Raw genomic sequence first — 14,033 nt, 5'->3', positions numbered from 1 at the left:
GTCGGCGAAAACGGTCATTCCGTGGGCCATATACCCCAATCAGCCGAAACGCGGTGCCGGTCCTTCGGGGGTCGTCACCGCATCCTGGAACGACACACTATCGCCGATTTCGGCAGCGTCAGACAGCCGTGCCGTCAGCCGTGCGTCGCCGAGCGTGACCAGACCGACGTGGTACGGCGCGTCGAACCCGGCGGGAGCCACCTCGATCCTGCTGACCGAGTACACCGTGCCTTCCTCGGGGAGTTGAACCGTCGAGAGGTCACGCGACCCGCACCGAGCGCAGGCCGCCTTCGGCGCGGCGGTGACGTGTTCGCAGTCCGCACAGGTCTGGCCGAGCAAAACGCCGTCTTCGAGCGCCGCACGCCAGCCGTTGGTCGTGAGCCGACCGTCGGACCGGTAGGCGTCGAGGCTCTCGCTCATCGTGCCACCTCCCCGCGCTGGTCGGAGTCGCGCCGCGGGACGCTCTCCAGAACGCTGACTATCGTCGTCGCCGCGTCGCCGCCGAGGTTGTGTGCCAGGCCGACGTCGGCCGCCTCGACCTGCCGCCTGTCGGCGTCGCCGCGCAACTGCTCGGTCAGTTCGACGACCTGTGCGACTCCGGTCGCACCGATGGGATGGCCCTTCGCTTTCAGGCCGCCGCTCGGGTTGACCGGGATCTCGCCGCCCAGCGACGTGCGCCCCGCCGCGGCGGCCGGCCCGCCCTCGCCGTCTTCGACGAGGCCGAGTGCCTCCGTCGCTAGCACTTCCGCGCCGGTAAAGCAGTCGTGGAGTTCCACGACATCTACGTCGTCCGGTCCGACGCCCGCCGCCTCGTACGCCTGCCCCGCGGCGTCGCGGGCGGCCTGCGTCGCAGAGGGGTGGGCCTTGTCCGCGATCGGAACGATGTCTGTCGCGTGCCCGACGCCGGCGACGCGCACGGGGTCGCCGCTGAGCGTCTCGGCGGCGTCGGCGCTCGCGACGACGGCGGCGGCCGCGCCGTCGGAGAACGGACAGCAGTCGTGCAGGCGGAACGGGTCGGCGACGACGGGGCCCGAGAGCACCTCGTCGACGGCCGTCTCCGAGCCGAAATGCGCTCGCGGGTTCAGACTCCCGTGACGGTGGTTCTTCACGGCCACCGCCGCGAGTTGCTCGGGCGTCGTTCCGTACTCGTGCATGTGTCGCTTCGTCAACAGGGCGAACACGCCGGGGAACGTGAGGCCGGTCGGCCGTTCGTACGCCCCGTGTGCGGCGCTGGCAAAGATCCGCGTCATCGCGTCCGTCTCCTTGCCCGTCTCCGGCGAGCACCGCTCGACGCCGCCGACCAGAACTACGTCGTGCTGGCCCGCTTCGACCGCGCGCACGGCGTTTTTGAACGCGTTCGACGATGTCGCGCAGGCGTCCTCGTACCGCTGGCAGGGAACCCCGGCGAGACCGACATGAGACGCGAGCGTCGGCGCGAGGTGGCTTTCACCCTCTATCTGCCCGCCCATCGCATTGCCGAGGTAGAACGCGTCTACGTCGTCGGCCGTCGCACCGGCGTCGTTGAGCGCGGGAAGTGCGGCCTCGGCGAACAGGTCGGGAAGAGTCGATCCGTGGACGCCGAACGCCGTCATGCCGACGCCCACTACGTTTGCATCAGTCATGGTCACACACAGGAACTGGAGGTCGATAAGAGAGCAGGGTACTGTTCGAACCGCCCAATCACGACTCTAACTCCGTGAGCGCTCTCGCGACGCTCCGGACGACTTTTCGCTCGCCGCGGCGGAGGTTCTTCGAGATGGCCGTGTCGCTCACGCCGAACTCGTCGGCCAGGTTCTGGAGCGTCACGGCGCGGGGGTCCTCGTAGTAACCCTCCCGTACCGCCGTCAGCAGCGTCTCCCGCTCGACGGCCGAGAGGTCGCGACACCCGTTCAACATCGAAAGCGCGGGTTCGGCGTTGTCGAGGAGGTCGAACAGCTCTTCGGATTCGAACGACTCCCGGGATTCGACCGTGAACTCGTTGTTGCGTTCGAGGTCGGCGAGCGTGTCGTCGGCGACCCTGTCGTCGTCGAACCCGACTTCCCAGAGTTCGCTCCCGTCCTCGATGCGGAACGGCCCGGTGATGTAGCCGCCGTTCTCGCGGATCACTTTCATCGCGTTCGTCTGGTCGATGACCGTCCGGATCACGGCGTTGTCCTCGCGCTTGGAGAACAGCGAGCACTCCCGCATGTTCTCGTGGTTCCGAAGCGCAGTCAACCCCTGTTCTAACTCCTCGCGGTTCTCGCCGTCGACGGCGAGACGCGTCTCGAGTTGCTTCGAGACGCCGTCGAACTGCCAGTGGACAGCCGTAAACGCGACCTCGTAGTCGTCCGTCGTATCGATGAACGGACAGTCGTACTGTTCCATGTCCATGCCAACGTCGATCATACTATGATGTACCAAACGAGACCTCAATTATCTTTGGTGGTAGTACCGCCGAACCGGTTCTCGACCGCCGTTCGGTCTATCTTCTCCGGGCCGCTGGTCGGCATCTCGTCGACGAACGCGACGTGGCGTGGGTGTTTGAACCCCGCCAGGCGGCCGTCGAGGAACTCCCGGAGGCCCTCGACCGACAGCGTCGTCTCCCCCTGAATTACCGCTTTCCCGACTGCACCCCATACGTCGTCCGGGACGCCGATGACGACCACTTCCTCGACGTCCGGGTGGTCCGCCACGGCGTCCTCGACTTCCGGCGGATAGATGTTCTCCCCGCCGCTGGTGAACATGTTCTTCTTTCGCCCCTCGATGCTGTAGTACCCGTCCTCGTCGACCCGCGCGAGGTCGCCGGTCGACACCCAGCCGAAGGCGTCGTCGCCGTCGCTCGCCCGTTCTCCGAACGTCGCCCGTTCTCCGAACGTCGCCCGGGACTCCGACTCGTCGCGCCAGTACCGGTCGGCCGCGTGCGGTCCGGCGAGTTCGAGTTCCCCGATCGCTCCGTCATCGACCGGTTCGCCCCGCTCGTCGACGATTCGGACGTCCGTGTGCATCACGGGCTTGCCGATGGTCCCCGTCTTCCCCTCGGGCCATCCGTCCGGCATGGTGAAGTTGTTCGGACCACATTCGGTGAGGCCGTACCCCTGCGAGAGGTCGACGCCCCGGTCGCGCCAGGCCCGGATCGTCGCGTCGCGACAGGGACCGCCGCCGCTCTTGACGAACCGGAGCGACGAGAGGTCCGTCGCGTCCCAGTCGTCGTGTTCGGCCATCATGCGCAACACCGCTGGCACGGCGACAAACAGCGTCGCCCCCTCACCCTCGATCATCGTGAGGACGGTTTCGGGGTCGACGTCCCGACAGATGACCACGGTCCCACCGAGGTGGAAAAGCGGTATCGTCAGCACGTTCCAGCCCCCGGTGTGGAACATGGGAAACACCATCGGCGTCACGTCGTCGGGTCGAAGTCCCCACGCCGTGATGGTGTTAAACGAGTTCCAGGCGACGGTTCCGTGGGTCAACACCGTCTCCTTCGGCGTTCCCGTCGACCCGCCGGTGTGGAGAAACATGCAGGGATCGTCTAACCCCAACTCGGGGCCGTCGACCGGCGTGTCGTCCGTCGGAAGCGCGTCGGCGTAGGCCGGGGCGTCTGCGGTTGGCGGGTTCGCGATCTCGTCTGCGACCCGGGCTTCCGCCGGTTCATCAGTGGTAACTGTGTCGTCGCCCGCCGACAACACTACCAGATCGCACGGCACTTCGCCGTCGACCGCCTCGCGGACCGGCCCGAGGAACGGTTCTTCCACGACGAGGAGGTGCGGGTCGACCCTGTCGAGTAACTCGTCCATCTCGGCCGGTGCGAGGCGGTGCGAGAGCGGCGCGAGCACCGATCCGGTCTTCCCCCCGGCGAAAAAGAGGTCGACGAGCTCCGCGCGGTTCCGGGAGACGACGGCGACGCGGTCGCCCTTCCCGACGCCGTGTTCGCCGAGCAGTCTGGCGGTCCGATTGGCCCGCGCGTCGAGGTCGGCGTACGTGTACGACTCGCCGGTCGTCGCGTCCGTCAGACCGACAGTGTCCGGCGACAGCGCGGCCCTTCGCTCGCTCCAGGCCCCGACCCAGTCGTACGGTCGCTCGCCGTGGTCGTGGACCGTCATACGTGGCTGTCCAGGAACCCGAGAAGCGTCTCGTTGACGGCCTCCGACTGCTCGATGAAAAAGAGGTGCGGCCCGCCCTCGAACGGCTCGAAGCGAACGTTCGGGAGGCCGTCGGCGAGCAGTTCGCCGTTCTCAAACGGGACGACCCGGTCAGCGGTGCCGTGTGCGACCAGCGCCGGGATCTCGATCTCCTCCAGCCGGTCGCTTACGTCGAACGCTCCGACGGCGGCGAGTTGCGCCTCGCGCGCGGCCTCGACGGCGTCGCCCGCCAGTCGCCAGTCGACGATCCGCTCCAGCAGATCGTCGTTCGCCTCGCGGAACTCGTCGGTCATCGCCGGTGCCATTCGGTGACGGATCACCTCGCGCTCGTCGTACCCCTCCGGTTCGGCGACCATCCGCCGCTGCACCGCCTCTGACGCCTCCACGGCCTCGTCCCCGCCCGGACTCGTACAGAGCAGGGAGAGCGTCGCCGCCCGGTCGTGGTCAAGAGCGTACCGTTGGGCGATCATCCCGCCCATGCTCGCGCCGACGACGTGCGCGCTCTCGGTTCCGCGGTCGTCTAGGACGGCCTCTAGGTCGCTCGCCATCTCCGCGACCGTGTACGGCCCGTCCGGCGCGTCGGAGTCTCCGGTCCCGCGGTTATCCCACACTATCGTCTCGTACCGCTCGGCGAGGGCCTCGCGCTGCCACTGCCACATCCACCGGCCGTAGCCCAGTCCCTCCACGAGGACCACCGTCTCGGCGTCGGCCGGGCCGTCGACCTCGTAATAGATGTCGACGTCACCGTTGGTAGCGATCGACATACCCGTGAATCGGTCGGGACGCTAATGAAATGCCGAGTTCACATATCAACCGACCGTCCGAACGTTGCCGCGCGAACGCCCCGAGACCGAGAGTAGTCACAGAAACGGTTTACAGCTGATCGCATCGCTGTCGTGCGATCAGGGGTGCATTGACTTTCAGTGACTACTATAGCGCCTCGGTTCAGCTAAACCAGAACGCGCTCCAGTTCGACGGCGGCCCCCTCGTCGGCATCGAACTCGCCGACCGCCCGACCGAGACAGACGGCGCTTCCGTTCGGGAGGTAGCAGGTGACGAGCGTCCCGTCCTCGCGTGCGGCGTCGTCGGCGTCGATGACGCCGGGCGCGTACACCTGCGCGCCGTTTGCCACCTCCTCGGCCGCGCTGGGTGCGATAGTGACGCTCGGCAGATGCGCAAGGGCGCGCTCGGCCGGTTCGACCACGTCCCGGAGAAGCCCCTCGTCGCCGTCGTCCGCCCAGAACGCGAGACCGTCTGCTAGGTCGTGTAGCGTCGAGAGAGCCGTGTCGTCGAACGGATCCGTCGCCGTCCGGCGGAGATGACCCATGTGCGCGCCGGTCCCGAGCGCCAGCCCCAGGTCGTGACAGAGTTTGCGGACGTACGTGCCGCTCTCACAGCGCACGCGCAGGAGCGCCTGGCGGTCTGTCGCCTCCAGCACCTCGATGTCGTACACCTCGCGGACGCGCAGGTCCCGCACGACCGCGCTCTTGCGCGGCGGTTTCTGGTACAGCGGTCCCTCGAACTCGGCGGCGACGGCCTCGACGTCGGCCGGCACCGCGTCGTGGACTTCGAGCACGGCGACGTACTCTTTCGCCCCTTCGAGAAAGACCTGCGCGAGGCGGGTCGCGTCGCCGAGCAGCGTCGGTAGACAGCCCGTCACTTTCGGGTCGAGCGTTCCCGCGTGGGCGGCCTTGTCGACGACGTCCTCGCCTACCCGGTCGGCGACCATGTCGCGGACCCAGGCGCTGACCTGATGTGCCGACGGTCCCGGCGGTTTATCGAGGTTGACGACGCCGAACTCGAGCAGTTCGGCGGGCGTCCGGTCGTCGGGTGGCGGACGAAGCGTCATCAGAAATCGTACGTGACGCCGGTGACCGGGTACTTGCCCTCGTCGCCGTCCGGTTCGTACGCGTCGACCGCGTCGGAGAGGATCCGAAACGCCTGGTCCTCGTCCCATCGAGCGGTGTTCAGCGAGACGTCGTAGATCGAGAGGTCCGCGATGTCGATACCGTAATACTCCCGGTAGCGCTGGGCCTCGCTCTCCTCGCGCGTCTCGGTTTCCTCACGTGCGCGGTCGGCGGACTTGTCCTCGCGGTCGGCGATGCGGTCGGCGCGGACGGAAAGCGGCGCGTCGAGCCAGAATCGGAGATCGGCTTCGTCGCCGGCCAGCCAGCCCGACAGCCGCGATTCGAGCACGACGCCGTCCCGGTCGACGGCGATTTCGCGCAGGCGGCGGTCGAGGTCGCGGTCGATCTGGTCGTCCTCCTCCGCGAGTTCGTTGAACTCGGCCAGCGAGAGGTCGCGTTCGTCGGCCAGCGACCGGAAGATGTCGCCGCCGCTTACGTGTTCGAGGTCGAACTCGTCGGCGAGTCGCTCAGCGTTCGTACTCTTTCCGCTCCCGGGAGGACCGGAGACGGTTAGTAACATACCCTATGTCCGCGGTAGGTAGTAAAAGGGATTGTGAACTCGGCTCCGCCGAGCGAGTTCAGGTCGAGGGTGTCGTCTGCAGATTCAGCGATTTCCGGATCAGCTGGGTGAACCCCATCGAGCAGAGGAAATACCAGACGATCCACGCCTGCATGGGACCGACGACGCCTTCCTTCCAGCTCACCTCGCCGTGCATCGGCATGACGATAGTCGCGTCGCCGATAGCCGGGTCGCTGATCTTGAAGTACATCCACAGGAAGAAAGGAATGGTGAGCAGGAAGATCCACACCATCGGACGGAACTGCTCTTTCATCATTCCCATCTGGTCGCCCATGGCGTCCATCTGCTCTTCACGGATCTTCTCCAGAGCCTCGTCGTCGCCGCGTTCTTTCGCGGCCTGCTGTTTCTCCTTGATCGCCTGCATCTGTTCCTGATACTCGGACATCTTCTCCATGTTCATCAGGTTCGACTGCAACAGCGTCGAGTACAGGCCGGTGAGCATCGCTATCGAGAGGATGACCGCGTAGAACGGCATCGTCTGGGTCAACGGCGAGAGCAACACGTCGATAGCTCCCCCGACCGCGTCGCGAACCGGCGAGTAGTAGTACCCGACCATCATGCCGAGTGCGGCGACGCCGGCCAGTTTGTCGTACTTGGACCAGCTAGAGTCGGAGTCCGAGCCGTCGCTCGTCTCCGAACCCACATCGGTGTCGACCGTTGTGGTGACCGTTCCGTCCTCGTCGAGTACTTCGTCGACGGCCCCGGGGTTGGCGAGTTCGAACCCCTCGTCGCCGCTGACGAGTATTCCCTTCTCGATGAGGCGGCCCCACTGACCGCTCGTGAGGTCGCCGCGAACGTCGCCCCACTCGACCTCGCCCCCGTTGGCCTTCGTCTCGCGGCGAACCGCCGCGATGGCGTCGGCCATCGTCACGTCCTCCTCGATGAGGGACTCTACTTTCTCCGCTGTCCGTGCCATTGTCGGAGTCTAAGAGTCGGTCTGTAATCAACCTTTTACCTTGCGCCCGCGAGAACAGTGGATCAGATCGGGCGGGAGACACCGCCGTTTACGTTCCGAACGACGAACCCAACCGTCTCCACTACGCCTCGGATTCGACCGTATCGCGAACGTCGGACCACACCTCGTCGGGCGTCTGCTCGCCGTCGATCCGAGCGAGTTCGCCTTCCTCCTCGAAATGCTCGATAACCGGCTCCGTGTTCTCCTCGTACACGTTGATTCGCTCGCGGACGGTCTCCTCGGTGTCGTCGTCGCGCTGGATCAACTCGCCGCCGCACTCGTCGCAGACGCCCTCTTCTGCCGGCGGGTTGAACTCGACGTGGTAGTTCGCGCCGCACTCGTCGCAGACGCGCCGGCCCGTGAGCCGGTCGACGAGTTCGTCCTTGTCGACGTCCAGATACAACACTACGTCGAGGTCGGTGATCTCGTCTAGGTACTCGGCTTGCGCGAGGTTCCGCGGATACCCGTCGAGCACGTAGCCGTCGGCCTCGTCGAGCGCGGTCTTGACGATCTCGTTGACGACCTCGTCGGGGACGAGTTCGCCGGCGTCCATGTACGCGCGCGGCGTGTCGTACTCCGTGTCCAGATGGCTGATGTCCATGTCCTTGTTCGCGCGGAGGGCGTCGCCGGTGGTGACGTGTTCGACGCCGAACTCCTCTACGATGTTGCTACTCTGCGTCCCCTTGCCAGCCCCCGGCGCACCGAGGATCAGGATGTTCGGGTTGCTCATGGTCCGACTTCACTCTCCCGCGGTAAATGTTTGAAGGATTCCGACATCGGGTGCCGTCGAGACGCCGGGCGTTTTTCGTCCCCGCCCCACGTACGGTCACGCATGACCGTGTTCGACGCCGCGACGCCAGCTGAGCGCCGGAAACTGTTCGCGGACGCGATCACCGCACACCGCGAGCGAGACAGCGCCTTCCTCACGATAGAGGCGGAGACCGATCCCGACGACCTCGCGCCGTGGGTCCAGGTGAGTCAGGACCGGATCAATACGGACTGCACCGACGACGAACTGGACCGGCTGAAGGATATCCTCGGCGAGTTCCCTTCATTCACGATCGACGAAGTCACCCGGCCCGAGGAGGCGGACGGCACGAACGTTCGGATCGTCGGGCGCGGCGACGCCAACCGCATCGCGCAGTTCGTCGACCGAGCCTTCGTCGACGCGTTCGACCTCTCCGAGGAGTACCGCGCCTGGGTGGTGGAGATATGAACCCACCGACAGGCTATCGTTCGTGTCCGGCAGAGCGAAGGCGACTCGGAAACTACGTACGCGCTCTTCCCCACGCGAAGGGCTGTTCGGCTGAACGCCTAATCCGGGATTTCTCCGGCTAAGACGGCCATAACAAAGGACGCTTCTCTGGTAACACGGGTGTATGCTCACAGTTGCATGCGTTACGGGAGGGGTGGCCCGATGAGTGGCGCGCTCACGGTTCCGCTGCAGTTCAGCGGCCAGTTCCTGCAGTGGGCCATCGTGTTCTTCGTCCTCGCCATCATCGCCGCCGTCGTCGGATCGCGGGGTGTCGCCGGGATCAGCATGGAGATCGCCCGGATCTTCATCGTCGTCTTCATCATCCTGGCGATAGTCACGCTGCTGTTGTAGCCGACGACGGCTGAGCGGACTTTTTTGACGCGGCGTCAGACCGGGAGCCGACTCCGAAAGACGGTCCAATGGTCTACCTCGAACGGCAGAGAGATCATCGCACTGTCGTCACGGGTGTCGCGACTCGGACGCCGCGGGTTAGAACTCCGACAGCGTGGTGCGCCGTCGGGTTGCCTGAGGTACGTTCGTGATGAGAACTTCCGCTACCTCGCCGCGCTCGTCGCCGTCGCTGTTTATCGCCCGGGTCGCATCGACCACGTCCACTTCGAACGACGGCAGGTCCTCGTACAGGTCCGCAACCGGCGGGGAGTTCGAGACGACGACGTGGACGCCCTCGTCGTCGAGCGCCGCGGCCAGGTCGCGGAGGCGGCGCTGGTCGTCCTTGTCGAACCCGTCGGCGTGATAGTCGTTGAAGTTCGCGGTGGTCGAAACCGGCTGATAGGGCGGATCGAAGTAGACGAGATCTCCCGCAGTCGCTTCCGTCAGCACGTACTCGAAGTCGTCGTTGTTGATCGTCACGCCGTCTAGCGTCTCGCTCGCCGCACGGATCCGCTCCGCCTGCACCCAGTTCGGATTCGCGTACCGGCCGACTGGGACGTTGAACTCCCCGTCGGCGTTCTCGCGGTAGAGGCCGTTGAAGCAGGTCCGGTTCAAATAGAGGAGGAGACTCGCCTCGCGAACGGACTGTGTCTCGGTTTTCTCGGCGACCCCGTGAAGTTCGTTGAACTCGTCGCGGGCGTCGTAGTAGTAGTCGTCCGAGTGTTCGTGCGTCCGGTTCTCCGCGACGAGCGCGTCCGGCGACTCGCGGATGACCCGGTAGAAGTTGACCAGTCGTTCGTTGATGTCGTTGATCGTCCCCCCGTCTGGGTCGACGTGGAAAAACACCGCGCCGCCGCCGACGAAGGGTTCGTGGTAACGGTCGGGATCGACCGGGAAGCGAGCAGTTATCTCCGAGAGAAGTTGGCGTTTGCCGCCCGCCCACTTCAGGACAGGTTCGACCATCTATCTGACCGTGACCACCCATCGTAATAACTCTACTACTCTCCGTCAGCGGCGATCCCTCGTGTTTGTCACCGGCGGGAGGCCGCTTTCTCCTCGGTTTGAAATGTCGATATAGATATAGGTGACCCGATCTGACGCCTCATCTTTCGAGTAGCTATTCGACCGTAAGATCGTCTCTATTCGACAGTTGGCGCTGCGTTTATCCCCTAATAGCTCATTTCCCCATCTACTGAACGAAGGTAGTAACCCGTTTCCCGTGCGCGGACCGAACCGGACAACAAGGCTAGATGTCGGATCCAATTCACTGCTCCGTCCCGTTCATCGAGTCATCTGTCCGCACACTGAAAACCCCAGCAGTGAACGGGTGACGTTGGTCCTTCGACGACCCGGTCCGACCTGCGGCGAGGACGTGCTGATTTCGACCACTCTACACCATGCTAACTTCAAAGAATGCCGATCGTACTGACGTACTGAGTCTCGAAAGCGGTCTGCGAGCCCTTCAGTCGAGTTCTGAGTTCCGCGGGCCCGTCGAGGAACTCGATGGACACGAGTCCAACGACCATCTGGCGCTCATCTACGAGAACCAGACGGAGCAGTTCGCGGCCGCGGTGCCGTTTACGCGCCAGGGGCTCGAACGCGACGAGCGGTGCCTGTACATCGTCGACGAGAACTCGAAAGAGGACGTGATGACCGCGTTACGGGAGGGCGGCGTCGACGTCGACGCCGCGCTGGAATCCGGGGCGCTGACGATCCATTCGAAGCAAGATACCTATCTCCGGGACGGGTCGTTCGACCCGGACGAGATGATCGAGTTCCTCTCGGAGACTATCGCTGCGGCCCAGGAGGAGTACGAAGCGCTTCGGGTCACCGGCGAGATGACGTGGATCTTGGGCGACGATCCCGAAATGGACGACCTGATCGAGTACGAGGGGAAACTCAACCGACTCATTCCCGACGAGAACTGCATTGCGCTGTGTCAGTACAATCGAAAGCGGTTCCCGGCAGAGATCATCCGCGACATCGTCAAATCCCACCCACATCTGATCTACGACGGGATGGTCTGCCAGAACTTCTATTACACGCCGCCCGAGGAGTTTTTCGGCCCGGAACGGCCGGATCGCGAGGTCGATCAGATGATGCGGACGCTCGGTGACCGCACCGAGGCGCGGACCACGCTCCAGGCTCGCGAGCGGTCCCTCCGAACCCTGTACGATGCGATGTCCGACCCGGACCTCTCGTTCGATGAGAAAATGACTGCACTGCTGGAGGTGGGGCGCGAGCGGTTCGGCCTCGACATCGGGTTCTTCGCGCGGGTCGACGACGAGACGTTCGAAGTAGTCGACGTTGTCGGATCCCACGACGAGATCCGGTCGGGGTCAGTAGCGACTCTGGAGGACACCTACTGTCACCGCCTACTCGGTTCGAGCGACCCCCTCGGCGTGACGGACGCGCCGTCCCAGGGATGGAAAGGAGACCCTGCGTACGAGAAGTACGAACTCGACGCGTATCTGGGAACCACCGTCACTGCTGGGAAGGACACGTACGGAACGCTGTGTTTCGCCTCCAAAGACTCACACAGCGGGACGTTCACCGACGATGAGTACACGTTCCTCGAATTCATGGGCCAGTGGCTGAGCAACGAACTCGAACGGACACGGCGGGAGGACCGGCTGGCGGCGCTCAACGACCTAACACAGGAGTTGATGAACGCCGAGACGGCCGCGGAGGTAAGCGACTACGTCATCGACGCTGCAAGCGACCACCTCGATCTTCCCGTCGCGAGCGTCGCGCTGTACGATCCCGCGGACGGATCGCTGGAGCCCGAAGCGTCGACCGACCACGCAGCGGATCTGGTTCGGGCGACGTCCGCGTTCGACACGGGGCAGGGGATCGGCTGGCAGGCGTTCGCCGAGAACAAGCGAAAGCAGACGCTGGACCCACTCCGCAAGACCGACGAGGTACTCCACCCGCGGGTCACGGAAGTCGTCGCCCTTCCGCTTGGTACTCACGGCGTGTTACTCGCCGGTTCGACCGGGAACGGCGGGTTCGGCCAGGCCAACCTCGAATTCGTCGAAACCGTCGCAGGCAACGTCAACGCGGCGCTGGACAGAGCCAACCGCGAACAGCAGTTGCACGAGCGCGAGAACCGCCTCGAAGAACAGAACGGATCGCTCGAACGGCTTCGACGGATCAATACGACCATCCGGCGGATCGACCAGGCGCTCGTCAGCGCGTCGGGGCGTGCCGAGATCGTCGACGTCGTCTGTCGCGAACTGACGGACGCCGGTCCGTACGAACTCGCGTGGTTCGGAAAACACGACCCGGTGACCGGCGAGCTAACGCCGAACGCTTCTGCCGGCGCGAAGAACGGCTATCTCGATGCAGTTCACATAGACGCCGGCGGTTCTACCGACGGTGGCCCCCCGTCAGTCCGGGCAGCCAGAACAGGGACGCCCCAGGTCGTAAACAAGATACTCGAAGACCCGCCGTTCGAGCCGTGGCGACGGGCGGCGCTCAGTCGCGGCTTTCACGCCGTCATCTCCTTACCGCTGGTCCACGAGGAGACGCTGTTCGGCGTTCTCACCCTCTACGCCGACCAGTCAGGCGTCTTCGACGACCTCGAATGGACCGTCCTCGACGAGTTGAGCGACACCATCGCGTACGCTATCAACGCCGTCGAGAGCAAGAAGGCGCTTGTCAGTAACGAGGTGACGGAGCTGAAGTTCTCCCTCTCGGACACCGACAACGGTATCGTCGAACTGGTGGACGAAACCGGCTGTGAGTTCGCCTACGAATACGCTGTTCCGCAGGCAAACGGCAGAGTACGCGGTTTTTTCACTACCTGCGGCGTCTCCCCCGACGTAGTTCGGGACTACGTCTCCAGTTTGCCCGTCGACGGGCTCAAACTCCTTTCGGACCGAACTGAGGACGGGAAACAGATCTGTCTGTTCGAGGCAGAACTGACTTCGGAAAGCCTGGTCGATACCGTTCTGGCACACGGCGGCCGGATCAATGAGTTTCAGGTGACGGACGACGACGCGATAGTCTCGTTGCACGTCGCCGCCGACGCCGAGATCCGCGAGTTCGTCTCTGCGTTCAAAGCCGAATGCCCGGCCGCGGAAGTCACCGCCAAGCGAACCCGTGAACGGCCGGAACGAACTCAGACCGAGTTCCACGCCACGCTGACCGACGAACTCACAGCGCGTCAGTTAGAGACGATACAGACGGCGTATTTCAGCGGCTACTTCGAGAATCCCCGGACCAGAACCGGCAGCGAGATAGCAGCGAGCATGGACATCACCCAGCCGACGTTCAACAACCACCTGCGCGCCGCACAGCGGAAACTGTACCGCCAACTGTTCGAGGCGAAGTCGAGGTAGCGGCCGAGTCGATCCCTTTTCTACCGAGCCGTAACGTCCGGACTGTTCGAGTCCCGAGCGAGCGCCAGAAACAGCAAGGTGCGGTCAGAACGGGGTAGAACATACTGGTACTTGCACGCAACGGGGAGCGTGAACGTTGCCCACTCTTCCGGATCTGAATCCGCAGGTCGTCGAGTACGTCATCAGTGACGGTCCCCAGTTCGACCGATTCGAATGAGTCACCGAGGGTTCGACCGGACCGCGGTACTCGCAGTCGCTGACCCGGTCGTGGGCGTCGGTGTCTCGGGTATGTGATGGAGAGAGCAGAGCTACAGAAACAGAACGTCGCGACTGTCGTCTTCACACAGCCACACCGTTCCGTTCGGTGTCGGAACCGGGTCAGAGCTATCCGACCTCAGTACGGGATACTCGGTGTTCACGCCGAGGGAGACTGTCTCGACGAGAGCCGGCAGTTCGCCCGTGACGCGGAGAAACGCGAAACCAAC

Annotated in this window: 13 protein-coding genes; 3 read left to right on the top strand and 10 right to left on the bottom strand. The window is 64.4% G+C overall.

Going from position 1 to position 14,033, the window contains the following annotated elements; genetic code table 11:
• Positions 1 to 39: 39 nt before the first annotated feature.
• The 9 genes from SM753_RS04215 to SM753_RS04175 form a co-directional block, all read right to left on the bottom strand.
• Entirely contained in the window at positions 40 to 420 is a 381-nt protein-coding gene (locus SM753_RS04215; protein WP_323190654.1) for an OB-fold domain-containing protein, read from the bottom strand.
• Positions 417 to 1,622 carry a thiolase domain-containing protein gene (locus tag SM753_RS04210; RefSeq protein WP_323190653.1) on the bottom strand — a complete coding sequence of 402 codons (1,206 nt, stop codon included), beginning with the start codon at positions 1,620 to 1,622 and terminating at the stop codon, positions 417 to 419. The genes SM753_RS04215 and SM753_RS04210 overlap by 4 nt, the downstream gene beginning before the upstream one ends.
• Before the next feature lie 58 nt (positions 1,623 to 1,680).
• Positions 1,681 to 2,385 carry a helix-turn-helix domain-containing protein gene (locus SM753_RS04205; protein ID WP_323190652.1) on the bottom strand — a complete coding sequence of 235 codons (705 nt, stop codon included), beginning with the start codon at positions 2,383 to 2,385 and terminating at the stop codon, positions 1,681 to 1,683.
• Positions 2,386 to 2,408: 23 nt separating this feature from the next.
• On the bottom strand, positions 2,409 to 4,079 hold the full coding sequence (locus SM753_RS04200) for an AMP-binding protein (protein WP_323190651.1): 1,671 nt from the start codon (positions 4,077 to 4,079) through the stop codon (positions 2,409 to 2,411).
• Complete coding sequence (locus SM753_RS04195; protein WP_323190650.1) at positions 4,076 to 4,882, bottom strand: alpha/beta hydrolase; 807 nt, start codon at positions 4,880 to 4,882, stop codon at positions 4,076 to 4,078. The genes SM753_RS04200 and SM753_RS04195 overlap by 4 nt, the downstream gene beginning before the upstream one ends.
• Positions 4,883 to 5,067: 185 nt before the next feature.
• On the bottom strand, positions 5,068 to 5,967 hold the full coding sequence (locus tag SM753_RS04190) for an RNA-guided pseudouridylation complex pseudouridine synthase subunit Cbf5 (protein WP_323190649.1): 900 nt from the start codon (positions 5,965 to 5,967) through the stop codon (positions 5,068 to 5,070).
• The gene (gene cmk, locus SM753_RS04185; RefSeq protein WP_138797892.1) at positions 5,967 to 6,545 is read right to left on the bottom strand and encodes a (d)CMP kinase; all 579 of its coding nucleotides are present in this window, start codon (positions 6,543 to 6,545) and stop codon (positions 5,967 to 5,969) included. The genes SM753_RS04190 and cmk overlap by 1 nt, the downstream gene beginning before the upstream one ends.
• A gap of 58 nt (positions 6,546 to 6,603) precedes the next feature.
• Positions 6,604 to 7,521: a DUF106 domain-containing protein gene (locus tag SM753_RS04180; protein WP_135535849.1), complete on the bottom strand. Its 918-nt coding sequence runs from the start codon at positions 7,519 to 7,521 to the stop codon at positions 6,604 to 6,606.
• Positions 7,522 to 7,642: 121 nt separating this feature from the next.
• Positions 7,643 to 8,290: an adenylate kinase gene (locus SM753_RS04175; protein WP_323190648.1), complete on the bottom strand. Its 648-nt coding sequence runs from the start codon at positions 8,288 to 8,290 to the stop codon at positions 7,643 to 7,645.
• Positions 8,291 to 8,392: 102 nt separating this feature from the next.
• Here SM753_RS04175 and SM753_RS04170 point away from each other — a divergent pair, with 102 nt between their 5' ends.
• Both SM753_RS04170 and SM753_RS04165 read left to right on the top strand, forming a co-directional pair.
• The gene (locus SM753_RS04170) at positions 8,393 to 8,776 is read left to right on the top strand and encodes a hypothetical protein (protein ID WP_138797890.1); all 384 of its coding nucleotides are present in this window, start codon (positions 8,393 to 8,395) and stop codon (positions 8,774 to 8,776) included.
• A gap of 201 nt (positions 8,777 to 8,977) precedes the next feature.
• Positions 8,978 to 9,166, top strand: coding sequence for a DUF1328 domain-containing protein (locus SM753_RS04165; RefSeq protein WP_135535852.1), 189 nt, complete (start codon positions 8,978 to 8,980; stop codon positions 9,164 to 9,166).
• Between the two features lie 138 nt (positions 9,167 to 9,304).
• On the opposite strand, the gene SM753_RS04160 is transcribed toward SM753_RS04165, so the two are convergent.
• Positions 9,305 to 10,168: a DNA adenine methylase gene (locus SM753_RS04160; RefSeq protein ID WP_323190647.1), complete on the bottom strand. Its 864-nt coding sequence runs from the start codon at positions 10,166 to 10,168 to the stop codon at positions 9,305 to 9,307.
• 434 nt (positions 10,169 to 10,602) lie between these two features.
• Here SM753_RS04160 and SM753_RS04155 point away from each other — a divergent pair, with 434 nt between their 5' ends.
• The gene (locus tag SM753_RS04155; protein WP_323190646.1) at positions 10,603 to 13,548 is read left to right on the top strand and encodes an MEDS domain-containing protein; all 2,946 of its coding nucleotides are present in this window, start codon (positions 10,603 to 10,605) and stop codon (positions 13,546 to 13,548) included.
• Positions 13,549 to 14,033: the final 485 nt, after the last annotated feature.

The organism is Halostella sp. PRR32 (assembly GCF_034808085.1).
Classification (GTDB): domain Archaea; phylum Halobacteriota; class Halobacteria; order Halobacteriales; family Natronoarchaeaceae; genus Halostella; species Halostella pelagica.
This window is presented reverse-complemented; position numbering and strand designations above follow the sequence as displayed.

Excerpts from the sequence above, each read along its gene's own strand:
- SM753_RS04215 (WP_323190654.1), bottom strand. The coding sequence starts at position 420 with ATGAGCGAGAGCCTCGACGCCTACCGGTCCGACGGTCGGCTCACGACC.
- SM753_RS04210 (WP_323190653.1), bottom strand. The coding sequence starts at position 1,622 with ATGACTGATGCAAACGTAGTGGGCGTCGGCATGACGGCGTTCGGCGTC.
- SM753_RS04205 (WP_323190652.1), bottom strand. The coding sequence starts at position 2,385 with ATGATCGACGTTGGCATGGACATGGAACAGTACGACTGTCCGTTCATC.
- SM753_RS04200 (WP_323190651.1), bottom strand. The coding sequence starts at position 4,079 with ATGACGGTCCACGACCACGGCGAGCGACCGTACGACTGGGTCGGGGCC.
- SM753_RS04195 (WP_323190650.1), bottom strand. The coding sequence starts at position 4,882 with ATGTCGATCGCTACCAACGGTGACGTCGACATCTATTACGAGGTCGAC.
- SM753_RS04190 (WP_323190649.1), bottom strand. The coding sequence starts at position 5,967 with ATGACGCTTCGTCCGCCACCCGACGACCGGACGCCCGCCGAACTGCTC.
- cmk (WP_138797892.1), bottom strand. The coding sequence starts at position 6,545 with ATGTTACTAACCGTCTCCGGTCCTCCCGGGAGCGGAAAGAGTACGAAC.
- SM753_RS04180 (WP_135535849.1), bottom strand. The coding sequence starts at position 7,521 with ATGGCACGGACAGCGGAGAAAGTAGAGTCCCTCATCGAGGAGGACGTG.
- SM753_RS04175 (WP_323190648.1), bottom strand. The coding sequence starts at position 8,290 with ATGAGCAACCCGAACATCCTGATCCTCGGTGCGCCGGGGGCTGGCAAG.
- SM753_RS04170 (WP_138797890.1), top strand. The coding sequence starts at position 8,393 with ATGACCGTGTTCGACGCCGCGACGCCAGCTGAGCGCCGGAAACTGTTC.
- SM753_RS04165 (WP_135535852.1), top strand. The coding sequence starts at position 8,978 with ATGAGTGGCGCGCTCACGGTTCCGCTGCAGTTCAGCGGCCAGTTCCTG.
- SM753_RS04160 (WP_323190647.1), bottom strand. The coding sequence starts at position 10,168 with ATGGTCGAACCTGTCCTGAAGTGGGCGGGCGGCAAACGCCAACTTCTC.
- SM753_RS04155 (WP_323190646.1), top strand. The coding sequence starts at position 10,603 with ATGCTAACTTCAAAGAATGCCGATCGTACTGACGTACTGAGTCTCGAA.